The 21,845-nt window shown below is 58.6% G+C and carries 20 protein-coding genes; 16 read left to right on the forward strand and 4 right to left on the reverse strand.

Annotated features, from left to right (window positions below):
* The first annotated feature begins 193 nt into the window (after positions 1-193).
* The 10 genes from IEV53_RS04725 to IEV53_RS04770 all read left to right on the forward strand — a co-directional run bounded on the left by IEV53_RS04725 (position 194) and on the right by IEV53_RS04770 (position 12,721).
* Entirely contained in the window at positions 194-2,119 is a 1,926-nt protein-coding gene (locus tag IEV53_RS04725) for a bifunctional 5-dehydro-2-deoxygluconokinase/5-dehydro-2-deoxyphosphogluconate aldolase (RefSeq protein ID WP_188425633.1), read from the forward strand.
* A 17-nt stretch (positions 2,120-2,136) separates the two neighbouring features.
* Entirely contained in the window at positions 2,137-3,993 is a 1,857-nt protein-coding gene (iolD, locus tag IEV53_RS04730) for a 3D-(3,5/4)-trihydroxycyclohexane-1,2-dione acylhydrolase (decyclizing) (RefSeq protein WP_188425634.1), read from the forward strand.
* Positions 3,994-4,045: 52 nt separating this feature from the next.
* Positions 4,046-4,945: a myo-inosose-2 dehydratase gene (gene iolE / locus IEV53_RS04735; protein WP_188425635.1), complete on the forward strand. Its 900-nt coding sequence runs from the start codon at positions 4,046-4,048 to the stop codon at positions 4,943-4,945.
* The gene (gene iolB / locus IEV53_RS04740) at positions 4,942-5,742 is read left to right on the forward strand and encodes a 5-deoxy-glucuronate isomerase (protein WP_188425636.1); all 801 of its coding nucleotides are present in this window, start codon (positions 4,942-4,944) and stop codon (positions 5,740-5,742) included. Before iolE ends, iolB begins: the two co-directional genes overlap by 4 nt.
* Before the next feature lie 24 nt (positions 5,743-5,766).
* Positions 5,767-6,780 (forward strand): Gfo/Idh/MocA family protein, encoded by a 1,014-nt coding sequence (locus IEV53_RS04745; protein WP_188425637.1) that lies wholly within the window; start codon positions 5,767-5,769, stop codon positions 6,778-6,780.
* A gap of 168 nt (positions 6,781-6,948) precedes the next feature.
* Positions 6,949-8,415 (forward strand): sugar porter family MFS transporter, encoded by a 1,467-nt coding sequence (locus IEV53_RS04750; RefSeq protein ID WP_229719601.1) that lies wholly within the window; start codon positions 6,949-6,951, stop codon positions 8,413-8,415.
* 16 nt (positions 8,416-8,431) lie between these two features.
* Entirely contained in the window at positions 8,432-9,553 is a 1,122-nt protein-coding gene (locus tag IEV53_RS04755) for a Gfo/Idh/MocA family protein (RefSeq protein ID WP_188425638.1), read from the forward strand.
* 60 nt (positions 9,554-9,613) lie between these two features.
* Positions 9,614-10,003, forward strand: a complete 390-nt coding sequence (locus IEV53_RS04760) for a tautomerase family protein (RefSeq protein ID WP_188425639.1) — start codon at positions 9,614-9,616, stop codon at positions 10,001-10,003.
* A 31-nt stretch (positions 10,004-10,034) separates the two neighbouring features.
* Positions 10,035-10,901, forward strand: a complete 867-nt coding sequence (locus tag IEV53_RS04765) for a TIM barrel protein (protein ID WP_188425640.1) — start codon at positions 10,035-10,037, stop codon at positions 10,899-10,901.
* A 359-nt stretch (positions 10,902-11,260) separates the two neighbouring features.
* Positions 11,261-12,721 carry a catalase gene (locus IEV53_RS04770; protein ID WP_188425641.1) on the forward strand — a complete coding sequence of 487 codons (1,461 nt, stop codon included), beginning with the start codon at positions 11,261-11,263 and terminating at the stop codon, positions 12,719-12,721.
* A 294-nt stretch (positions 12,722-13,015) separates the two neighbouring features.
* Here IEV53_RS04770 and IEV53_RS04775 read toward each other — a convergent pair whose 3' ends face one another.
* The gene (locus IEV53_RS04775; protein ID WP_188425642.1) at positions 13,016-14,092 is read right to left on the reverse strand and encodes a tyrosine-protein phosphatase; all 1,077 of its coding nucleotides are present in this window, start codon (positions 14,090-14,092) and stop codon (positions 13,016-13,018) included.
* 335 nt (positions 14,093-14,427) lie between these two features.
* On the opposite strand from IEV53_RS04775, the gene IEV53_RS04780 reads away from it, so the two are divergent.
* Together IEV53_RS04780 and IEV53_RS04785 are read left to right on the forward strand one after the other, a co-directional pair.
* Entirely contained in the window at positions 14,428-15,135 is a 708-nt protein-coding gene (locus IEV53_RS04780) for a helix-turn-helix transcriptional regulator (RefSeq protein WP_188425643.1), read from the forward strand.
* Positions 15,136-15,189: 54 nt separating this feature from the next.
* Positions 15,190-15,558, forward strand: a complete 369-nt coding sequence (locus IEV53_RS04785; protein WP_188425644.1) for a VOC family protein — start codon at positions 15,190-15,192, stop codon at positions 15,556-15,558.
* Positions 15,559-15,619: 61 nt separating this feature from the next.
* On the opposite strand, the gene IEV53_RS04790 is transcribed toward IEV53_RS04785, so the two are convergent.
* Entirely contained in the window at positions 15,620-16,633 is a 1,014-nt protein-coding gene (locus tag IEV53_RS04790) for a LacI family DNA-binding transcriptional regulator (RefSeq protein WP_188425645.1), read from the reverse strand.
* A gap of 1,236 nt (positions 16,634-17,869) precedes the next feature.
* Between IEV53_RS04790 and IEV53_RS04795 the strand changes: the two genes are divergently transcribed.
* Positions 17,870-18,199, forward strand: a complete 330-nt coding sequence (locus tag IEV53_RS04795; protein ID WP_188425646.1) for a carboxymuconolactone decarboxylase family protein — start codon at positions 17,870-17,872, stop codon at positions 18,197-18,199.
* A 2-nt stretch (positions 18,200-18,201) separates the two neighbouring features.
* Positions 18,202-18,942: an SDR family oxidoreductase gene (locus IEV53_RS04800; protein ID WP_188425647.1), complete on the forward strand. Its 741-nt coding sequence runs from the start codon at positions 18,202-18,204 to the stop codon at positions 18,940-18,942.
* 31 nt (positions 18,943-18,973) lie between these two features.
* Here IEV53_RS04800 and IEV53_RS04805 read toward each other — a convergent pair whose 3' ends face one another.
* Positions 18,974-19,867 carry a LysR family transcriptional regulator gene (locus IEV53_RS04805; protein WP_188425648.1) on the reverse strand — a complete coding sequence of 298 codons (894 nt, stop codon included), beginning with the start codon at positions 19,865-19,867 and terminating at the stop codon, positions 18,974-18,976.
* Between the two features lie 126 nt (positions 19,868-19,993).
* Between IEV53_RS04805 and IEV53_RS04810 the strand changes: the two genes are divergently transcribed.
* Both IEV53_RS04810 and IEV53_RS04815 read left to right on the forward strand, forming a co-directional pair.
* The gene (locus IEV53_RS04810) at positions 19,994-20,383 is read left to right on the forward strand and encodes a (R)-mandelonitrile lyase (protein WP_188425649.1); all 390 of its coding nucleotides are present in this window, start codon (positions 19,994-19,996) and stop codon (positions 20,381-20,383) included.
* A 39-nt stretch (positions 20,384-20,422) separates the two neighbouring features.
* Positions 20,423-21,406 carry an aldo/keto reductase gene (locus IEV53_RS04815; RefSeq protein WP_188425650.1) on the forward strand — a complete coding sequence of 328 codons (984 nt, stop codon included), beginning with the start codon at positions 20,423-20,425 and terminating at the stop codon, positions 21,404-21,406.
* On the opposite strand, the gene IEV53_RS04820 is transcribed toward IEV53_RS04815, so the two are convergent.
* Positions 21,403-21,783: a winged helix-turn-helix transcriptional regulator gene (locus IEV53_RS04820; protein ID WP_188425651.1), complete on the reverse strand. Its 381-nt coding sequence runs from the start codon at positions 21,781-21,783 to the stop codon at positions 21,403-21,405. The two genes, IEV53_RS04815 and IEV53_RS04820, sit on opposite strands and share 4 nt — an antisense overlap.
* Between the last annotated feature and the right edge of the window lie 62 nt (positions 21,784-21,845).

The following is a 21,845-nucleotide window of genomic DNA, read 5'->3' on the forward strand; positions in this document are numbered from 1 at the left end:
GGAATAAACATTCCATAGCATTTCACGCCCCCCGGACGAAGCGGCCGCACGATGCGCCCCGGGCGTTCGGCCAGACTTAATCACATAAGCGTGCGAAGTTAAAGAAAATTAGGGAATGTACGTTCTACGGCGTGACCATGAACGGAATGTATGTTCTTATCATGTGCAACGTAACATGCTGCAGGAGTCGGGGATGCGCGGACAGGATCTCGATATCGTCGCAATAGGACGTTCTTCAGTCGATCTTTACGGACAGCAGATTGGCGGCCGTCTCGAAGATATGGCCAGTTTCAGCAAGGCTGTCGGCGGGTGTCCCGCCAATATCGCGATCGGCACCGCCCGTCTCGGGCTCAAATCGGCGCTTATCACGCGCGTGGGGCACGAGCATTTCGGCCGGTTCATTACAGAGCAGCTTCAGCGCGAGGGGGTATGCACCGACGGTGTGCGTATCGACCGCGACCGCTTCACGGCTCTGGCCATTCTGGGTGTGCGTGACCGTGAAAATTTCCCGCTGCTTTTTTATCGTACCGATTGCGCCGATGCGGCGCTTGATGAGGGCGATATCGATCCGGCGCTGATTGCACGCACCAGAGCGGTTGTCGTGACCGGTACGCATTTTTCACGTCCGGCATCGGCCAAAGCCCAGCGCAAGGCTATGGATCTTGTCCATGAGCATGGCGGCAAGGTCGTCTTCGATGTGGATTATCGCCCCAATCTCTGGGGGCTGGCCGGGATCGGTGACGGCGAGTCACGCTATGTCAAATCTGACAGCGTGACGGCCCATCTGAAAGAGATCCTGCCGCATTGCGATCTTATCGTGGGGACCGAAGAAGAGCTGCATATTGCAGGCGGCAGCGAGGATACGCTTGAGGCCATCCGTGCCATCAGGGCGGTGTCGAAAGCCACGATCGTCTGCAAGCGCGGACCGATGGGGTGCGTCGTGTTCGAGGGCGCCATTCCGCCTTCGCTCGAGGACGGCATTTCCGGCCCCGGCTTCCCCGTCGAGGTCTATAATACGCTCGGTGCAGGCGATGCCTTCATGTCAGGTTTCCTGCGTGGCTGGGTGAGGGGCGAGAAAATCGCCGAGTGCTGCCGTTTCGCCAATGCCTGCGGGGCTTTTGCCGTATCGCGCCTGCTCTGCTCGTCGGAAATTCCGACCTGGGAAGAGCTCAGCTATTTTCTGGCAAAAGGCAGCAGCGAGCGCGCCTTGCGTCATGATGACGCGCTCAACCACCTGCACTGGGTTACCACGCGGCGTCAGCAGACCACGCCCATCATGGCTCTGGCCTGTGACCATCGTCTGCAGCTTGAAGAAATCGCGGCCTCTGTCGGCGCTTCCTTCGACCGCATTCCCGCTTTCAAGAAACTCGCGGTCCAGGCGGCAAAATGGGTGGCGCAGGGGCGTCCCGGTTTTGGTGTCTTCATGGATGGGCGCTACGGTCAGGAGGCGCTGTTCGAAGCCTCTCATGCCGGGCTCTGGACGGCACGTCCCATCGAGAAAACCGGTTCGCGCCCGCTCGATTTCGAAAGCGGCGGATCGCTTGGCGCCCATCTTGTGGAATGGCCGAGCGAGCAGGTGATCAAATGCCTGTGCTTCTACCATCCCGATGACAGCGCGGAACTCAAGGCGCGGCAGGAGCGCGAACTGATCCGCGCTCAGGATGCCTGCCGCAAACTGGGCAAGGAAATCCTGATCGAGATCATCGCGGGCAAGAACGGTGCGCTCACCAGCAATACCGTCTCGTCCATTCTCTCGCGTCTTTACGATGTTGGGCTGCGTCCCGACTGGTGGAAGCTTGAAGGGCAGCGCGACCCGAAGGCCTGGGAGAACATCGGCGCAGTCATCGAAGCGCGTGATCCTCACTGCCGCGGTGTGGTGATTCTGGGCCTCGATGCCCCGGCAGAAGAGCTGATGGAAGCTTTCAGGGCTTCGGCAGCCACGCCCTGGGTCAAGGGCTTTGCCATAGGGCGCACCATTTTTGCCCAGCCTGCTCGTGACTGGCTGGCTGGAAAAACCACCGATGAGCAGGCCGTTGCCGAAATGGCGCGTCGTTTCAGCGCCTTTGTAGAGGCCTGGACATCGCGCGACCAGTCGGCGCTGTCCGGCGCCAACGCCTGAAGCCAGGGAGCAGGGGAATGAAAACGATCCGTTTGACCATGAGCCAGGCCCTTGTGCGGGCGATGATGGCACAGAAGACCGAAATCGACGGGCGTATCGAGCCTTTCTTTGCCGGTGTCTGGGCTATTTTCGGCCATGGCAATGTGGCCGGTCTGGGCGAGGCGCTGCATGCACAACGCGATGCGCTGCCGACGCTGCGCGGTCATAACGAGCAGGGCATGGTTCATGCGGCCACGGCTTTTGCCAAGGCGTCGCGTCGCCGTCGGGCGATGGCCTGCACCAGCTCGATCGGGCCGGGCGCATTGAACATGGTCACGGGTGCCGCCGTCGCCCATGTGAACCGTCTGCCGGTTCTGCTTCTGCCGGGCGATGTGTTTGCCAATCGTATTCCCGATCCGGTGCTTCAGCAGGTTGAGGATTTCGGCGATGGTACGGTCAGCGCGAGCGATGCCTTTCGTTCGGTCTCCCGCTATTTCGACCGTATCACCCGGCCGGAGCAGATCATTCCCGCATTCAACCGTGCCATGGCCGTTCTGACCGACCCGGCAGAATGCGGCCCTGTCACCCTCTCTCTGTGTCAGGATGTGCAGGCCGAGGCCTTCGATTATCCCGAGAGCTTTTTTGCAGAGCGCCTTCATCGCATTCGCCGCCCTGTTGCAGATGAGGTCGAACTGGAAGAGGCCATTGCCCTGATCAGCCAGTCGCGCAAGCCATTGGTGATTGCAGGTGGTGGTGTGCTCTATGCCGGTATCGAGAAGCAGCTTGCAGCTTTCTGTGCCGAGCGAGGGATCCCCGTCGGTGAGACGCAGGCCGGGCGCTCCTCCCTGCCGACCTCGAACAGCCTGAACATGGGCGGTATTGGTGTCAGCGGCAGTTCGGCAGCCAATGCGATGGCCGCTGAGGCGGATCTCGTGATTGCCGTAGGCACCCGCCTTGCCGATTTCACCACCGGGTCCTGGGGGTTGTTCTCCAATCCCGACATGAAAATCGTCTCGCTGAATATCCAGCCTTTCGATGCCACCAAGCATCAGGCCCTGGCAGTTGTTGGCGACGCCGGTAAATCGCTGACGGCGCTTCAGAACGGTCTCAAGGGCTGGAAAGCCGCTCCTGAATGGACGGGCAAGGCGGAGCGCGAATATCGAAACTGGATGGAGATTTCTGCCCGCTATCAGGCACTGCCCGATGCGAGCCAGAAGACGCTGCCAACCGATGCGCAGGTGATTGGCGCCGTGCAGCGCGCCGGTCGCCCCACCGATACGGTCGTGTGCGCGGCGGGCGGTCTGCCAGCCGAATTGCAGAAGCACTGGCAGGCCGAGCAGCCCGGCGGATACCATATGGAATATGGCTTTTCCTGCATGGGCTATGAGCTGGCCGGCGCTTTGGGCGTCAAGATGGCCTGCCCTGATCGCGAGGTGATCGTGATGCTGGGCGATGGTTCCTGGCTGATGCTGAACACCGAAATCGCGACATCCGCGCTGCTCGACAAGAAGCTGATTGTCGTGCTGCTCGATAATCATGGCTATGGCTGCATCAACCGGCTGCAGCAGGAATGCGGCGGGGCCCCGTTCAACAATCTCTGGGAAGATTGCCGGCAGGTGCGCCCCTTCGCGATCGACTTCGTGCAGCTCGCCCGTGGGCTGGGCGCGCATGCGGAAAAGGTCGCTGGCCTTCCGGCACTGACCGAGGCTGTCGAGCGCGCCCGTTCTGCCGATCGTACCACGGTTCTGGTGATCGACACCGATCCCGCACCGACCACGACCGATGGCGGTGCCTGGTGGGACGTGGCCGTGCCGGCGGTCTCGCCAAGACCTCAGGTGGAAAAAGCCCGTGAGGGTTACGAACGCAAGCGCGGCGCACAGCGCATCGGCAACTGAGACAGGTTCATGCCGCCCCGCCCAAGACAGGCGGCGGGGCAAGGAGACGAGTATGACGATCAAGATCGGCGCCAATCCTATCATCTGGTCCAATGACGACATGCAGTCGGTTGGCGCATCCACAACGCTTGAGATGTGTCTGGCTCAGGCCAGAAAGGCCGGGATCCAGGGCATGGAACTTGGGCATAAATTTCCCCAGACCGTTTCCGGCATGAAGGCGGCACTCGAACCGTTCGGGCTCGAATTCATTTCCGGCTGGTGGTCGACCGAGTTGCTGACGCGCAGCGCCGAGGAGGAAATTGCCGCCCTCAAGCCGCGTCTCGAACTGCTCAAGGGCATGGGATGCAAGGTCTGCATCGCAGCCGAGACATCGAATGCCATTCATGGCCAGATCGATACCCCGCTTTCTGCGCGCCCCTATCTGGCTGCTGGGGAGTGGCAGGAATTTGCCCGCCGCATGACGGTCGTGGCCGGTTTCCTCGCCGATCACGGGATCGATCTTGTCTACCATCACCATATGGGCACGGTCGTGCAGTCGCGCGAGGATATCGCGCGCTTCATGGATCTGACGGGGCCGTCAGTGAAGCTGCTGCTCGATACGGGCCATGCGCTCTGGGGCGGCTCCGATCCGGCAGAGCTGGCACGTTCCTATCGTGAGCGCATCCGCCATGTGCATGGCAAGGATATTCGTCCGTTCAAGCGCGCCCAGGCTGATGTCTATGACTGGAGCTTCCTGCGCAGTGTGTTGTCTGGTGTCTTTACCGTACCCGGCGATGGCTGCATCGATTATGCCCGCGTCATGCGCGAACTGCCCGATTATTCCGGCTGGATTGTGCTCGAAGCCGAACAGGACCCTGAAATTGCCAATCCGCTCGTCTATGCGCGCATGGGCCGCAATTATCTGGTCGATACGCTGATCGCGACGGGCCATATGAAAGGGGATGCGTCATGAGCTCCCGGCTTCTGGTGCATTCGCACAAGCCCGACGAGAAGAAACGCACCGTCTCGGTCACACCGCAATCGGCGGGGTGGGGTTATATCGATTTCAATGTCCGGTCTCTGGCCGCGGGTGAGCAGATTGCAGACCGCACAGGGCCGAACGAGGTCTGCCTTGTGCTGGTGAGCGGCAGGGCACGAATTATCGGCGCCGGGCAGGATTTCGGTGTGCTGGGCGAACGCATGGACCCGTTCAGTGGGGCGCCCTGGTCGGTCTATCTTCCTTCAGGTGCGGAGTGGCGCGTCGAGGCTGAGACAGCGGTGGAACTCGCCGTCTGCGGCTCGCCCGCCAAGGGGAAATATCCGGCAAGGGTCATTCCCCCGTCAGAGGTCGGCGAACTGACGCGTGGCACCGGCACCAATCAGCGCTTTGTGCGCAATATTCTGCCCGATACGGCGCCAGCGGAAACGCTGCTTGTGGTTGAGGTCATCACACCGGGCGGGCATTGGTCGAGCTATCCGCCGCACAAGCATGATACGGATGATTTCCCGAACGAGACCTATCTCGAGGAAACCTATTACCACCGTCTGAAACGCGGCAGCGGTTTCGCGTTGCAGCGTGTCTATACCAAGGATGGGTCGCTCGACGAGGCCATGGCTGTGGCCGATCGTGACGTGGTGCTGGTGCCCAAGGGCTATCACCCTGTCGGTGCCCCGCACGGGTTTGACCTCTATTATCTCAACGTGATGGCAGGGCCGCGCCGGGTGTGGAAATTCACCATGGATCCCGACCAGGCCTTTCTTCCCTACTGATCCGGAAAAGCGGAGTTCAGAGACATGACTCTCAAGATTGGTGTCATTGGCACGGGTGCCATTGGTGAAGACCATATCCGTCGCTGCATGCAGGCACTCTCTGGTGCCGAGATCGTTGCCGTGACGGATGTCAATCTCGATCGCGCCCGCGAGGTGGCTGAAAAATACGCCCCCGGCGCAAAGGTGCCCGATGACGGTGAATCGCTGATTGCCCTGCCCGAGGTCGAGGCGGTGATCGTGACCTCCTGGGGGGGCACCCACGCACGATATGTGCTCGAGGCCATTCGTCACAGGAAATATGTCTTCTGCGAAAAGCCGCTCGCAACAACGGCTGAAGATTGCCTGAAAATCGTCGAGGCCGAGGCGGCCTACGGCAGGAGGCTGGTGCAGGTCGGTTTCATGCGGCCTTATGATACTGGCTATCGCGCGCTCAAATCGCTCATCGACAAGGGTGAGATTGGTGAGGTGCTGATGATCCATGCAGCCCATCGCAACCAGCGTGTGGGTGCAAATTACAAGACCGACATGGGGATCACCGATACGCTCATTCATGAGCTGGACGTGTTCCGCTGGATGCTGGGCGATGATTACGTAAGCGCGCAGGTCATTTTCCCTCGCAGCAGCAGCAAGGCCATGGCGCATATCCGTGATCCGCAGATCGTTCTGCTGGAAACGAAAAAAGGCATCCGTATCGATGTCGAGATCTTCGTCAATTGCCAGTACGGCTACGATATCAAATGCGCGGTGGTCGGCGAGCTCGGTGAAGCCAGCCTGCCGATGCCGCCCGCCGTTGAGCTGCGCAAATCGGCAGCCCGCTCGACAGAAATCATGACCGACTGGAAAGAGCGTTTCATCGCGGCCTATGACGTCGAGCTGCAGGACTTCATCAACGGGGTGAAGGCAGACGCGCTCAATGGCGCGACGTCATGGGATGGTTACTGCGCCTCTGTCGCCGCCGATGCCTGCGTCAGAGCGCAGGAAACCGGCCAGATCGAGAAAATAGACATGACAGCACGTCCGTCTCTCTACGGCGGCTGACCATTTTCAGGCGGAAGGAAGAAAACCGCATCGACAGGGCCGTCGGGATCTGCCGCGTCATCGCAGGCGCATGAGCAGCACAGGGCGCACAGGATCCAGAACGGCTGTCTGAACCCAATCAATGACTGTCCCTCCCGGCGATAAAACGCCGGGAAAGGAGAACATTTCATGAGAAGAGTAAAAGACGTCGTCATGGTGCAATCAGAGCGTCATGATGTGGGCTATGTGCTGCGTATCTGTGCGATCGCGGCCTTGGGCGGTATCCTGTTTGGCTATGACACGTCGGTCATTTCCGGCGCGATTTCGCCCTTGCAGGAATATTTCCATCTTTCGCCGGCCCAGACGGGCTGGGCTGTCTCCAATGTCGTGATCGGCTGCATGGTCGGTGCCATTGTTTCGGGCGCCATGGCAGACCGTTTTGGTCGTCGTATCACCCTGTTCATCTGCGCTCTTCTGTTCAGTGTGCAGTCGATTGGCACAGCGCTTGCCACCGATTTTACCTGGTTCGTCATTTATCGCATGCTGGGTGGCGTTGCTGTGGGCGTCGCCTCTGCCGTGTCGCCCATGTACATGTCCGAAGTCTCGCCAAAGGACATGCGCGGCCGTGCGCTCAGCATGGAGCAATTCGCGATCGTCTTCGGTCAGGTCGTGGTGTTCATCGTCAATTACCTCATTGCCCGTTCGGCCACGCCCGAATGGCTGCTGGATATGGGGTGGCGCTGGATGTTTGGGTCAGAAATCGTGCCCTGCATCCTGTTCTGCGCGATGATTTTCTTCATTCCGGAATCGCCGCGCTGGCATGTTCTCAAGGGGCGTCATGACGAAGCCCTGAAAACGCTCACGCGTATCTCCAATGAACATCATGCCCGCAATCTGCATGCTGAAATCAGGCAGTCCCTCGGCGCGGTTGCCAAAAGCTCGCTGGGTTTCAGCAAGGTGCTGGGTGACGCCCGGGCGCGCTGGATCATTTTCGTGGGGGCCAGCATCGCTGCGCTGCAGCAGGTCACCGGCATCAATGTCATGATGTATTACGCACCGATGGTGCTGAAATCGACCAGTGGCAGCCTTCAGGCGGCCCTGTTCCAGACCATCTGGATCGGTTTTGCGCTTTTGCTCGGCTGCATCATCGGCGCCTGGATTGTCGATCGTCATGGTCGCAAACCCCTCATGCTCTGGGGTTCCATCGGGATGATCCTGGGTTTGCTGGTCGTGTCCTGGGGGCTCTACACGCAATCCACCGGTCTGATGGCGCTGTCAGGCATGCTCGTCTTCATGCTCATGTTCGGTCTGTCCTGGGGGCCTGTCTGCTGGATCCTGATTTCTGAAATCTTCCCCAACCGTTTCCGCGCCGTGGGCATCAGCCTGGCCGTGACGTCGCAATGGGGCATGAATTTCATCGTCAGCCAGTGCTTCCCCATGCTGAGCGAAAACAAATACCTCTCCGAGCAATTCCATGGTGCCTTTTCGATGTGGCTGTTTGCGCTGCTCGGTCTGTTTGCCCTGTGGTTCGTGATGAAATTCGTACCCGAGACAAAAGGGGTCTCGCTCGAAAAAATCGAGGACACGATGATCAATCACCGTACGGCTTCGGCTTCCGCCTCGACGGTTGCCTCCAACACCACGCGTCATGTCTGAGCGAGGAATAACGACCATGAGAAAAATCCTTCGCGTCGGTCTGATCGGTACTGGCTTCATGGGTAAAGCCCATGCGCTTTCCTATCAGGCGGCAGGCAATGTGTTCGACGATATCCCGCGTCCGGTTCTGCATGCCGTGGCGGATATCGATGGCGCACGGGCTGAATTGTTCAGGCATCAGTTCGGATTCACCAGAGCCCTGACTGACTGGCAGCAACTGATCGAAGACCCCGAAATCGATGTGGTGTCGATCACAACACCCACCCTGTTCCATAAGGAAATGGCGCTGGCAGCCATCGCTGCGGGCAAGCATGTGCATTGTGAAAAGCCGCTGGCCATCAGCGCCACCGATGCGCAGGAAATGACGCTTGCCGCCGAACAGGCTGGCGTGCGCACGGCAAGCGGGTTCAACTATCTCAAGAATCCGCTCCTGAAATATGCCCGCGAGATGATTGCTGCGGGTGAACTGGGCGAGATTACCGACTTCAACGGCATTCACGCCGAAGGCTTCATGGCCGATCCGCAGACGCCCTGGTCATGGCGCTGCGACCCTGCCGGCGGTCAGGGCGCAATTGCCGATGTGGGCAGCCATATCATTGCCATCGCCCGTTTTCTGCTCGGGCCTGTGACACAGGTTTTTGCCCAGCTCGATACGCCCATCAAATCGCGCCCGGTCAAACCGGGAAGCAGCGAGCACAAGCCGGTGGGCGTGGATGATATTGCCCGCATGATCGTAGGGTTCGAGCGTGGCTGCTCGGGGACATTGCAGGCCAACTGGCTGGCGACAGGCCGCAATATGCAGCTCGGTTTTCAGGTTTCGGGCAGCAAGGGCACGCTGGTGTTCAACCAGGAGCGCATGAACGAACTGCAGTATTTCAAGGCAGGGGAAGACACGCGAAGCAATGGTTTTCGCGTGATCGAGTCCGGCCCGCAACATGCGCCTTATGGGGCGTTCTGTGTGGCGGGCGGTCACCATCTTGGCTTCAACGACCTCAAGACCATCGAAATGGCCGAGTTCATCCGGGCCATCGATCAGGGTGTCGCGGCGAGCCCCGATTTTCGCGAGGCATGGGAGGTGCAGCGTCTGATCGATGCCGCCGTCATGTCGCACAAGGACAGAACCTGGCTCTCGCTCTGAGCCCCGGCCTCCTCCCCGTGGCCTAGTCCGGGGAGGGGGCGTCAGAAACAAGGAAGTATCATGCCGCTGCTGCATTTTCATGTCGTAGAGGGACGCAGTGACGCCGAGATAAAGGCGATGCTCGATGCGGCCCATGAAGCCATGCTTGAAGTATTCGAAGTGCCTCGCGGGGATCGCTACCAGATCGTCTCGGAACACAGGAAGACCCATATGATTGTCGAGGATACCGGTCTCGATATCCCCAGAACCGACAGGATGCTGGTCTTGCAGATGTTCAGCAGACCTCGCGGTGAGGCCAAAAATGCCGCCTTCTACCGGCGTCTGACCGAGCGCCTTGAGCGTGACTGCGGCATAGTGCCGTCTGATGTCATGGTTTCGGTTGTCGAGAATGAAGACGCGCACTGGTCTTTCGGTCATGGCCGCGCACAGTTCCTGACTGGCGAGTTGTAAGAGGCGTTTCTGCGTCAGGAGGAAAGCCATCATGCGTTCCGGAACCGGGCCGGAGGGCCAGTCAGATCAGTTTTCTCTCGCCGTCTGTGCGGAGATGGTATTTCTCGATCTGCCGTTCATCGACCGGGTGAAACATCTCGCAAGGGAAGGGTTTCTGGTCGAGATCTGGGACTGGACGCGCCATGACCTGAAGCGTCTCGCCGCCAGCGGCGCTGTTTTCTCCTCCATGACGGGCTATGTCAGTGGGACACTCGCTGATGACGCGGGCGCTCATGAGATGCTGCGCACGGCAGAACTCTCGATCTGGGCGGCGAAGGATCTGGGTGTGCCGCGGCTCAATCTGCATGGCACGGGGCTTGGGCCTGAGGGGCTGCCGGTCAAACCCTGCGTCAAGGGGGCTGATGGGGCCATGTGGATGAAGGCCCGTGACACCCTGTCACGTCTGGCTGACTTGGGAGAGAAGCACGATGTCATGTTCGTGCTCGAAAATCTCAACGCGGCGGTCGATCATCCCGATGTACCCTTCGGTCGGGCGGAGGATTGTCTGAGCCTTGTGCAGGCAGTCGATCATCCCTCCCTGCGCCTGATGCTCGATCTTTATCATGCGCAGATCGGGGAGGGGAATCTGATTGCCCTGCTGGAACGCGCCATGCCGTTCATTGGCGAAATCCAGGTGGCTGACGTGCCGGGGCGGTGTCAGCCCGGCACGGGTGAAATCAATTATCCTGCCATTGCCAGAGCCCTTCGCCGCCTTGGTTATCGGGGGGTAATCGGTCTTGAAAGCTGGGCAGAGGCGGGCGACAGCGACCGCGCCCTGCGCGATTTCGCTAAGGCTTTCGCGGCCTATCCGGTCATGGTGCGGGGTGTGTCCTGGCCTGATCGGTCGGGGATGCTTTGAGAGGTGGTTTGAGAGCTACCTCGGCGAACATCGCGTTTTGCTCGTTCCAACCGTTTGCTTTGAGACGGACGAATAGCGGAATGAGCGGGCAAAGTGTCAGGCGCAGCCGGAAGATCTGGAAGCCTTGACTGAACCTTTTGACTGCACCGGACGTTGGTTAATTTCTGTTTATTAAGTATTCGAGCTTCTATTTCGCCTGCTCGAGCTTCTGGAATCCATAGAGATAAGACTCATTCTTAACTGCTTATAAATTTCAACCGGATTTCTGTCTGTTTTTCAAAATATACCGATAAAGGGCTTAGGGAACCGTCTTCGTTACGGGCCTTTATAGTGTCACGTGATTATACCGGAGAGCCTCCATGTCTGACACTCGTGCCAAACAAGCCACCACTGATTCAGGCGCCCCTGTCGCCAGCACCGACTATTCGCTGAGCGTCGGCGCTGACGGTCCGATCCTGCTTCATGATCACTATCTCATCGAGCAGATGGCCGCCTTCAATCGCGAGATGATCCCTGATCGTCAGCCTCATGCAAAGGGCGGCGGCGCGTTTGGTCATTTCGAGGTCACGCATGACCTGAGCCGCTACACAAAGGCGAAGTTCCTTCAGAAAGGCGCGAAGACCGAGACGGTCGTGCGTTTCTCGACGGTTGCCGGTGAGTCGGGCAGCCCGGATACCTGGCGTGACCCGCGCGGCTTTTCGGTGAAATTCTACACCGAAGAGGGCAATTTCGACATGGTGGGCAACAACACGCCCGTCTTCTTCGTGCGTGACCCGATGAAATTCCAGCATTTCATCCACTCGCAGAAGCGTCGTGCGGATAACGGTCTGCGTGATAATGACATGCAGTGGGATTTCTGGACGCTCAGCCCGGAAACGGCCCATCAGGTCACCTGGCTCATGGGTGATCGCGGTATTCCTGCCAGCTGGCGCCACATGGATGGCTTTTCGAGCCATACCTATATGTGGGTCAACGAGGCTGGTGAGCGCTTCTGGGTAAAGTATCATTTCAAGACCGACCAGGGCATCAAGTGCCTCACGCAGGATCAGGCAGACAAGCTGGCTGGTAGCGACGCCGATTACCACCGTCGTGATCTGTATGAGGCCATCAAGCGCGGCGAGCATCCCAGCTGGACGCTCAAGATGCAGATCATGCCGTATGAAGATGCCAAGACCTATCACATCAATCCGTTCGATCTCACCAAGGTCTGGCCGCAGAGCGAATATCCGCTGATCGAGGTCGGCAAGCTCGTGCTTGACCGTAACCCGACTGATTTCTTTGCGCAGATCGAGCAGGTGGCTTTCGAGCCTAACAACCATGTGCCGGGAACGGGTCTTTCACCCGACAAGATGCTGCTGGCGCGTTCCTTTGCCTATGCCGACGCGCATCGTGCCCGGCTGGGTGTGAACTACAAGCAGATCCCGGTAAACGCGCCGAAATGCCCGGTTCACTCCTACACCAAGGGCGGAACCATGCGGTCGCATAACGCCTCCGACCCGGTCTATGTGCCGAACTCGAAGGGTGGACCGGTCGCCAATTCCGAGCGTTTCCCTGAGAATGCCGTCTGGGCAGCCGATGGCGAGTTCGTTCGTGCAGCTTACACGCTGCGTGCGGATGACAATGATTTCAGCCAGGCCAATGATCTGGTCAATCGTGTCATGGACGACGCAGCCCGCGAGCGTCTCGTTCAGAACGCAGCCGGTCATATTGCTGGCGGTGTTGAAGAGCCGGTCCTGTCGCGTGTGTTCGAATACTGGTCGAACGTCGATGAAAAGATCGGCCAGCGTATTCGTGATGCGGTTCTTGCCCAGAAGGGCTGAACGCGTTCCGAAACCGGGTTTTTCTGAAAAGGGGAGAGCTTTCGGGCTCTCCCCTTTTTTTTGACAGGGGCTTTAGTGTCGCGCCTTCGATTTGAGGCGGATAGCGCTCTTTCAGCACGGTTCCGGGCGTCTGCTTTACGGTAGTCCCGTTTCTGCCGGGTGGCTTTTGGCTCTGCCGTTCAGGGCCGAGATTCCGACGGCTGCTCCGCCGAATGTTCCCGGGATTGCGGCCCTTCTGCCCTCGCGCTTCCTAACTGCGGCGGGCCGAGAGAGTCTCAGCCCGCGCTGTCGCGATCAGTCCAGATAGAGACTACGCAAGGTCGTCAGTTGCTGCGGTCCGACATCGAGCTTCTGCGCCAGATAGGCATCGACCGATCCATACTGCTTTTTGATTGAGTCGAAAGCGGCCTTCAGATAGGCCGGATCGGAATCGAGCATGGCGCGCATGGATGGCGAAGCAGCCATGGCCCCGCCATTCTTCTGGTCAGCCATGGCCGCCTTGAAGCTTGGCGTCATATGGGCGCGCAGCAGATCACCGCTCATTGCATAATCTGTGAGGATCGTCTGCTCGGGCACACCGAGCGCATAGAGGATCATCGCGGACGCGAAACCCGTGCGGTCCTTGCCTGCCGTGCAATGGGTGAGGGTCGGCGTCTGGTGCGCCAGCAGACGAGCGAAAAGAGCCTTGAGTTCGGGCGCGTAGTAATCGGGCATCTTCGCATAGAAGCCTTCCATCAATGCGCGTGCCTGGGCTTCGCCCATCGTCGCAAGACGGGTCCGGTCCGTCATGTCGGCGGGCAGGGTCGGTTTTTCTGAGGCGAAGAAGGCGGGGGAGGCGCCCTGCCAATGTGTCGGCTGCTTCTCCTGCTCGGCCTGGGTGCGCAGATCGGTCACGCTCTTGATGCCGAGCGTATCGACAAGGGCGTAGTCAGCCTGCGTCAGGCCACTGGGAGCAGCAGAACGATAGAAGACATCCCAGCGCACATGATGATGGTCGGTTGTCTCGTAGCCGCCCATATCGCGGAAATTGGCCACACCCTCGAGCGGAAGAATACGATTGGACACCCAGAGCCCGGCGCCGCCCTTGCGGGGCTTGAGATAGAAATAGGCCCTGTTCCTGCCTGACAGCGGAGAGGCAAGGCTGAGTGACGTGGCGGTCACATCGTGTCTGATGAGCGTCATTTTGCTCTGATCGGGCGCAGGTGCGGCATAGATATCGATCGGCCCAAGCCCGGCTGGCCAGCTCAGCGTGTAATGCGGGGCCATCGTTACCTCTGCCCTGACCGCGTCAGGGGCTGCGCTCTGGGCATGGGCAGCGGAGACAAGGGTCATGGCTGAGGCAAGGGCAAGGGTCGTCTTTTTCAGAATCATGAACTCTGGTTCCTTCAGCCCGGTCATCTCCGGGCATGGTGAACAGGAATCCCCACGCCATGTGGGGCCTGGACTAGGCGTTGCGGCCCGTATTTCTGACTGGATCTTCCTGCAACGGAAACAGGACACAAGCTGACTGCACGGAGCAGTAAAACCGGCCATTGCGGATCAGGACAGAAGGTGGACAGAATGAAATATCGGGCAGAAGCGTTAAACCGGGAGAATTGTCCCGAGCGCCTGTCATGGATAGTGAAAGTTTTCTTGCAGTATCCGTCCATCCTCATTGGATAGACAGGTTTACATCTTTTGTCATCTTCTGCGGACAAGGCCCGGTCATGACGCGTTCTTCCCGACTGCTTGACCTGCTTCAGCTCTTGCGTGGCTATCGCCAGCCTGTCACAGCAAAAGCGCTTGCTGAAGCCCTCGAGATCAGCCCGCGCACACTCTATCGCGATATTGCCTCTCTCATGGCCATGGGCGCGCCGGTGAGAGGAGAAGCCGGGGTCGGTTATGTGCTTGAGCCCGGGTTTCTTTTGCCGCCGCTCATGTTCACCTGCGAAGAAATCGAGGCACTGGCGCTCGGGGCGGATTACGTGGCGTCGCACACCGACTACGCGCTAAGTCAGGCGGCACGCAACGCCCTGACGCGCATCGCGGCCATTTTGCCGGACGGCCTGCGGCACAGGGTGGAGAATGCTTCGCTTATGACGGGGCCTTCGGAGCGCTGCGCCCCTCCTCGGGTGGACCCTGCGTTGCTCCGTCAGGCCATTCGTGATCAATCCATTCTTATACTGGGCTATAAAGACGGACAGGGACGCCTCACGCAGCGCGAGATCTGGCCTTTTGCCATGGCCTATTTCGACAAGGCTCAGATCTTGGTGGCCTGGTGTGCATTGCGCGCGACATATCGCCAGTTTCGCCTCGACCGGATTGAAACGATGAGCGTGACGGCCAGACGCTACACCCGAACCAGAGAGGCATTGCTGAGAGAATGGGAGAAAGCCCGTGTCGTGAAAGACGCGCAGGATGCTGACAGGAACTGACGCATGACCAGTCTAGTTGAGACCTGCCTCCAACTGTGGAGGGGGGAGAAACCTATGAAAAACATGATATTGCTCGCACTCTATGTACGTGACGTCGCGCAAAGCGCCCTTTTTTACGCGTCACTGCTCGACTGCGAGCCGGGTCATCATTCTGCGAATTTTGCCCAGTTCGAGTTGCGACGGGGGGTAAGGCTTGGCCTGTGGCGTCAGGGGGATGTCGTTCCTGCTTGTGACGGGTCAGGCTGTCGGACAGAGCTCGATTTCATGGTGGAAAATGCCCGGCAGGTCGAGGAGTGTCACGAACGGTTCGTGGCGCTGGGTATCACGATACTTCAGCCGCCGACCCAGCTTGATTTTGGCTCTTCTCTTCTGGCCTGCGATCCCGACGGTCATCGCCTGCGGGTTATCGCGCCGCCTGGCTGATGTCATCAGGCGGACGGCGTTCACGCAGCACACTACAATGCGCCTTGTATCGATGGTTCACTCAGATCGTCTCGCGTGTATGCATGCAGAGCGGGATGAGTGGACCATCCAGTGGGGCGGGGCTGCGCCCCAGATGATGGCTCAGCGTCGAGAGTGCCATGCGTGCTTCGAGCAGCGGATTCTGATCGAGTACGAGGTCGATCATGCCTGATTTGAGCAGGCTGGCGCGGTGCAGGGTCAGTTCATGGGTGATGAAAACCAGTTTCTCCGGAAGGGCGAGTTTTTCGAGCAGGCGTGCAATGGCGTCTGCTCCTGTAGAGAAGTGGTAAATTCCGACGATATCCCGATGTTCCTGCAACAGGGCATGGACGGCATCAGCCGCACGATCGTCGTTCTCAAGGCACTCCCGTGCGGGGGTGGCACAAAGCGCGGCATAACGCTCATCAAGCGCTGCCATGAAGCCCCTGTGACGCTGCTGGTGGCCGATATAATGCATGGTGCCCGCAATCAGCGCGACACGCCCGGTGCGTGGGCCAAGGAGACGCCCCATCATGTCGGCTGCGATGCGCCCCGCCCGGTAATTGTCAGAACCGATATAGGCCAGTCTGCCTGGTGACGTGATGTCCGAGGCGATGGTGACAATCGGCAGTTTCTGTCCCGCTTCCGTGACTGCCTGTCGAATGGCCGGATGATCGGGCAGACACAGAGCAAGCCCGTCATAATCGCGGGCGAGAGTGCGAATGAGAGCGGCTGAGCATTCGGGATGCGCGAGAGGCGAATGATGCTCGAAACAGGCAATATTCTGATCGCGATAGGCGGGCATGATTGAGCGGAAGGAATTCTGCAGGGCGGCATGAAAAAGATTGCCCGGCGGCTGCGTCACAACGGCGATACGCGCGAGTCTGGCGTGCGGCGCGATCAGTCTGCGCCTATCGCCCAGCTGACGGGCGGTTTCCAGGACGACACGTTCCTTGGCGAGCTTTACGCCACCGCGCCCATTGATCACCCGGTCGACGGTTGCGGTCGAGACGCCTGAATGGCGGGCAATGTCCTGTATCGTGGCACGCTGCGACATGAGAGACCCGACAGATATGTTATGTTGTCTGTGTGATCTATCTCATTCTCTTGGCGCGAACACATCAACTCTGCGCGTGTCCGTCTTGGCGCCCTGCGTCGCACACACCGTCCAGGGGAAGCGTGAAATCGGGCTGGAAGGCGCCATACGCCTATGCCCGTGGAAGTGAGTACGCGGTGCAGCGTCCAGTCATGGCCCGATGATATTCATAGCGGTACGATTACGCTGGTTGGTAAAGGCCGCCTCAGGGTCGCGTGTCTGCCCGATTATCATGCATTCCAGATTGGCTATACTCACCTCAAGAAGCTGCGCTCTGTCATTTTCGAGCGTGTAAAGAAAAAGGCTTCAACTCTGAAGCTATTTTTCTCCGTTACTGACCGGAACGGTAGCGTAATGAATCAGGTTGTCCCGCAAGCTTGTAGCGCGACCAGTCTCTTCAGGTCAGGCCAGTCTCGTTCCGTATCTCCGAACCGTGTTTTGAAATCGTTCTTGTTCAGATGTTGGTAGGAATTCACAGGATAAGGCTTCTGGTCAAGGCTATGAATGTCTCCACACCAGTCACAAAGCAATATTATCGTATTATCTTCATGCGATAGGCCATACGCCAGGCGACCATTCCCATACCACCCTGATTTACACTCCGCTTCACAATATAGAATAAAATATTCCCTTATCATATCGAAACAGTATTCCTGAAATATTTTGGGATTGGATCTTTTTTGTGAGTCCAGCAGACAGGATACGGTCTCAAAAGAGTCATTGAAGGGGCAGTAGTCGAATATCATACTGGTATCGAGGGGATGATCGAGAAGGATTTCAATTTCCTGTTCGGCACGTTTTAACTCTCGCCCTCTCATCGCTCCTATATTTCCGTATAGGAAGGCAAGCTGTGCGCGTCTCTCTGAAAAAATCATTATATACACCGAAAAATACGGATTTTATTGCAAATAACTATATCAAAAACATAGTATTGTGAAGATATTTATTCGCATATTTTTATATGAGCATATATCGTTAAAATAGATGTTATGGCGCATGTTCATGTGGGGTCATTTAATTTCCGCACTTCTCTTGCTCCTGACACCCGTCGATCGGAAGCATGGCAAGTTCAGCCTGCATCCCGAATGTTTCATGAACGACGCGCATAGGCCCATGCCGGATTCATGATCTAATAAGCCGCGCCATGCCACTCTAGGTTCTCGTTGACCGTGCAGGACGGAAGAGGAGGATCAGGTCATGGCTGGGAAAAACGATACGGCTCAAAAGGCTTTTGGCGATGTGGCACCGGATCTGGCGCGCTATACCGATCAGGTTCTGTTTGATGAAGTCTGGGCACGTCCCGGTTTGACGCCGCGCGAACGCTGCATGGTGACCGTCACCTGTCTGATTGCGCTTTATCGCGGCAATGAACTCGGGTTTCACCTGCGCAAGGCGCTGGATACCGGGGTCACGCAGGATGAGATCATCGAAATCATCACGCATCTCGCTTTTTATTCCGGCTGGCCCACTGCCTCTTCTGCGCTCGCTATTGCACGGCAGGTTTTTACAGATAGCAGGGAATCCTGATCATGACCCAGAATATTGCCGGAAAAGTTGTTGTCATTACCGGGGCGAGCAGCGGTCTTGGAGAGGCTGTAGCGCGCCGTCTGGTTGAGGAAGGCGCAAAGATCGTGATCGGGGCACGCCGCATGGATCGGCTGGAGGCTCTGGCAGACTCTCTGGGTCTCGATCGCGCTGCACTCGTCAGGACAGATGTCAGTCAGGCCGATCAGGTGCAGGCGCTCGTCGATCAGGCGATCAGTCTTCATGGCCGTGTCGATGTGCTGATCAATAATGCCGGGCTCATGCCATCATCGCCGCTTGAAAAGCGCGATATTGCCGCCTGGGATGCCATGATAGATATCAATCTCAAGGGCACGCTTTATGGCATCGCCGCTGTTCTGCCGCAGATGCAGCGCCAGAAGAGTGGTCATATCATCAATGTTGCCTCCGTTGCCGGTCACAAGGTCGGGCCGGGGGGCGCTGTCTATTCGGCAACCAAAACTGCCGTGCGCGTCCTGTCTGAGGGGCTGCGTCAGGAGGTGAAGGCCTATAATATTCGCACCACCATCATTTCGCCCGGTGCCGTGGCCACCGAACTCACCGGCAGTGTCACCGATGCAGATACGGCCCAGCGCATGAAGGCGTTTTACGAGCAGGTGGCCATTCCGCCCGAGTCATTCGCCGAGACGGTGCTTTTCGCGATGAGCCAGCCCGAAGCAGTGGATATCAACGAGATCCTGTTCCGCCCGACAGCTCAGGAATACTGACCACACTCTCGTCGCGCGCTGGTCCGGAAAATCAGCCGCGATAACGCAATGCTTCTACGACCAGCCTGAAGGCTGCAGAGGCATTGCGACGGCTCGGGTAGTAGAGATGATAACCGGGAAAGGGCGGGCACCAGTCCTCCAGCACCCGGATCAACCGACCGGCCTGTACGTGCTCGTTCATCTGGTCTTCCATCACGCAGGCCAGACCGAAACCGTCCAGGGCTGCCTGACGCACCATTGAGGCGCTGTTGAAGGTCAACTGGCCTTCAACGCGTACACGCAGGGCGCGCCGGCCGTTTTCGAGTTCCCACGCATAGACACCCCCCGAGCTGCGCATACGCAGGTTGATGCAGCGATGCTGTGCCAGATCCTGAGGGCGTAGCGGTTTCGGGTTGCTGGCGAAATACTCGGGTGACCCTACGACAGCCATACGCAGGGGCGGCCCGATGGGAACGGCAATCATGTCGCGGGCAATGGTTTCTTCCAGCCTCACACCCGCATCGAAGCGATCGGCCACGATGTCGGTCAGGCCGGAATCGAGCGATAATTCGACATGGATATCGGGGTGCGCAGGCAGAAGCCTCTTGAGCTTTGGCCAGAGCAGGCTGGTGGCGGCATGTTCCGAGGTCGTGATACGCACCGTACCCGAGGGTTTTTCGGATAATTCGCTTAATGAGGCGATTTCCTCGGCGATGCTGTTCAGGGCAGGGGCGAGGGTCTGAAGCAGGCGTTCTCCTGCTTCTGTTGCCGAGACGCGCCGTGTGGTGCGCGTCAGCAGGCGCACGCCCAGGCGCGTTTCAAGCCGTCTGACAGTATGGCTCAGAGCCGATTGTGAGGTGCCCAGCCTGGCGGCGGCACGGGTAAAGCTCTGCTCTTCGGCTACGGCCAAAAAGGCGTTGAGATCGACCAGTTCGTCGCGTTGCATTCATGAAGTCCCGATATAGGTTCGTGCATATTATAGCATCTAATCGCATGGGCCTGTCTGTGGTCTTCTTCACCCTGTCGACAGGACGCTCCAGTTGCGTCTTCAACCCGAACAGGGAGTTCCTTCATGGAAATCAGACATCCAGGCTACGCCCCTTCTGCGCAGGGGCCTTCGGACTGGTTCACCGGAACCGTGCGTGTTGATTCTCCTTTTGCAGGCAGCGGCGCTCTGGCTTGCGCCACGGTAACCTTCGAAGCTGGCGCCCGCACGGCCTGGCATAGCCACCCTCTGGGCCAGACCATTCTGATCACGTCAGGGCTTGGCTGGGTGCAGCGCGATGGCGGGCCGGTCGAGCAGGTTCAGGCGGGTGATTCTGTCTGGTTCGAACCGGGTGAGAAACACTGGCATGGTGCGTCTGCCAGTTGCGCGATGACCCATATCGCCATCACCGAAACGCTGGATGGCAAATCTACCGAGTGGATGGAGAAGGTGAGCGACGACCAGTATCGCCGGTAAGCCTGACATTTTCCCATTCATGAGAAAAGGAGCGCGCAGATGAAGAAGCGTCTTCTCGGACAGAGCGGTCTTGAGGTTTCCGCCCTCGGTCTTGGCTGCATGGGGCTGAGCTATGGCTATGGACCTGCTACCGAACGTAATGAGGCTATTGCCCTGCTGCGCAGCGCCTATGAGCAGGGCGTGACCTTTTTCGACACGGCGGAAGCCTATGGTCCGTTCAGGAATGAAGATCTGCTTGGTGAAGCCCTGGCGCCCTTTCGCAGGAATGTCGTCATCGCCACCAAATTCGGTTTCAGGAATGGCGATGTGTCCCAGGGAGTGGACAGCCATCCCGCCCGTATTCGTCAGGTGGCCGAAGAGGCACTGAAACGCCTGCGCTCCGATACGATCGATCTGTTTTATCAGCATCGCGTCGATCCTGATGTGCCGATGGAAGAGGTGGCAGGGGCGGTCAAGGAACTGATCTGGGAAGGCAAGGTCCGCCATTTTGGCCTGTCCGAGGCGGGGGCTGCGTCCATCCGTAAGGCTCATGCCGTACAGCCGGTTACCGCTCTTCAGAGTGAATATTCCTTGTGGTGGCGCGAGCCGGAAAAGGAGATCCTGCCGCTTCTCGAAGAGCTCGGTATCGGCTTTGTGCCGTTCAGTCCGCTCGGCAAGGGCTTTCTGACAGGCGCCATCACGTCCGAAACGGTTTTCGGCAAGGATGATTTCCGCAGTATCGTTCCGCGTTTCGCAGCCGAGGCTGTTTCGGCCAATCAGGCGCTTGTCGAGGCGCTGAAAGCTTTGGCGAACGAGTTGGAAGTCACACCAGCGCAGATTGCCCTGGCCTGGCTCCTGTCGCGCAAACCCTGGATTGCACCGATACCGGGCACCACCAGACAGGCGCGCCTGACCGAGAATCTGGGCGCTGCGACGCTGGAACTGTCAGCGGAAGCGCTCGCCCGTATCGAGGCTGCCCTCGAGCGGATCGACATTGTGGGTGAGCGTTACCCGGCCCATCTGCGCGACAGGACCGGTCGCTAGTTTTCCGTAAGCTGATCGAGCAGCGCCCTGTTTTCCTCGCCCCAGCAATAGAGCATTTCGAGCGGCTCGATGAAGCGCTGCCCAAGCGCTGTCAGCCTGTATTCCACTGCGGGTGGCATGGTTTGAAGCACCACGCGCTCTATGATCCCCAGATCCTGCAATTCACGCAGGGTCTGGGTCATCATTTTCTTTGAAATACCGGGCAGGTTGCGTTGCAGGCTGCCGGGGCGTGCGGCGCCGCCCATCAGATGCAGTGCATGAAGCACCATCGTCACCCATTTGCCTGAGAACAGCCTGAGCAGACGGCGCGGGGCGCAATCCTCGGCGAAAGGGCCCTTGCGATAGGGTTTAAGCGGGTCGGGTCTGGTTTCGGTCATGGTTCCCATCTGGTGCCCAGGGCACAAAAAAGTGCCGGATTGCGTTTTGTATCCATGGCGCC

The sequence above is a fragment of the Asaia siamensis genome (genome assembly GCF_014635085.1).
In the GTDB taxonomy this organism is placed as follows: Bacteria; Pseudomonadota; Alphaproteobacteria; order Acetobacterales; family Acetobacteraceae; genus Asaia; species Asaia siamensis.

Excerpts from the sequence above, each read along its gene's own strand:
- IEV53_RS04725 (WP_188425633.1), top strand. The coding sequence starts at position 194 with ATGCGCGGACAGGATCTCGATATCGTCGCAATAGGACGTTCTTCAGTC.
- iolD (WP_188425634.1), top strand. The coding sequence starts at position 2,137 with ATGAAAACGATCCGTTTGACCATGAGCCAGGCCCTTGTGCGGGCGATG.
- iolE (WP_188425635.1), top strand. The coding sequence starts at position 4,046 with ATGACGATCAAGATCGGCGCCAATCCTATCATCTGGTCCAATGACGAC.
- iolB (WP_188425636.1), top strand. The coding sequence starts at position 4,942 with ATGAGCTCCCGGCTTCTGGTGCATTCGCACAAGCCCGACGAGAAGAAA.
- IEV53_RS04745 (WP_188425637.1), top strand. The coding sequence starts at position 5,767 with ATGACTCTCAAGATTGGTGTCATTGGCACGGGTGCCATTGGTGAAGAC.
- IEV53_RS04750 (WP_229719601.1), top strand. The coding sequence starts at position 6,949 with ATGAGAAGAGTAAAAGACGTCGTCATGGTGCAATCAGAGCGTCATGAT.
- IEV53_RS04755 (WP_188425638.1), top strand. The coding sequence starts at position 8,432 with ATGAGAAAAATCCTTCGCGTCGGTCTGATCGGTACTGGCTTCATGGGT.
- IEV53_RS04760 (WP_188425639.1), top strand. The coding sequence starts at position 9,614 with ATGCCGCTGCTGCATTTTCATGTCGTAGAGGGACGCAGTGACGCCGAG.
- IEV53_RS04765 (WP_188425640.1), top strand. The coding sequence starts at position 10,035 with ATGCGTTCCGGAACCGGGCCGGAGGGCCAGTCAGATCAGTTTTCTCTC.
- IEV53_RS04770 (WP_188425641.1), top strand. The coding sequence starts at position 11,261 with ATGTCTGACACTCGTGCCAAACAAGCCACCACTGATTCAGGCGCCCCT.
- IEV53_RS04775 (WP_188425642.1), bottom strand. The coding sequence starts at position 14,092 with ATGATTCTGAAAAAGACGACCCTTGCCCTTGCCTCAGCCATGACCCTT.
- IEV53_RS04780 (WP_188425643.1), top strand. The coding sequence starts at position 14,428 with ATGACGCGTTCTTCCCGACTGCTTGACCTGCTTCAGCTCTTGCGTGGC.
- IEV53_RS04785 (WP_188425644.1), top strand. The coding sequence starts at position 15,190 with ATGAAAAACATGATATTGCTCGCACTCTATGTACGTGACGTCGCGCAA.
- IEV53_RS04790 (WP_188425645.1), bottom strand. The coding sequence starts at position 16,633 with ATGTCGCAGCGTGCCACGATACAGGACATTGCCCGCCATTCAGGCGTC.
- IEV53_RS04795 (WP_188425646.1), top strand. The coding sequence starts at position 17,870 with ATGGCTGGGAAAAACGATACGGCTCAAAAGGCTTTTGGCGATGTGGCA.
- IEV53_RS04800 (WP_188425647.1), top strand. The coding sequence starts at position 18,202 with ATGACCCAGAATATTGCCGGAAAAGTTGTTGTCATTACCGGGGCGAGC.
- IEV53_RS04805 (WP_188425648.1), bottom strand. The coding sequence starts at position 19,867 with ATGCAACGCGACGAACTGGTCGATCTCAACGCCTTTTTGGCCGTAGCC.
- IEV53_RS04810 (WP_188425649.1), top strand. The coding sequence starts at position 19,994 with ATGGAAATCAGACATCCAGGCTACGCCCCTTCTGCGCAGGGGCCTTCG.
- IEV53_RS04815 (WP_188425650.1), top strand. The coding sequence starts at position 20,423 with ATGAAGAAGCGTCTTCTCGGACAGAGCGGTCTTGAGGTTTCCGCCCTC.
- IEV53_RS04820 (WP_188425651.1), bottom strand. The coding sequence starts at position 21,783 with ATGACCGAAACCAGACCCGACCCGCTTAAACCCTATCGCAAGGGCCCT.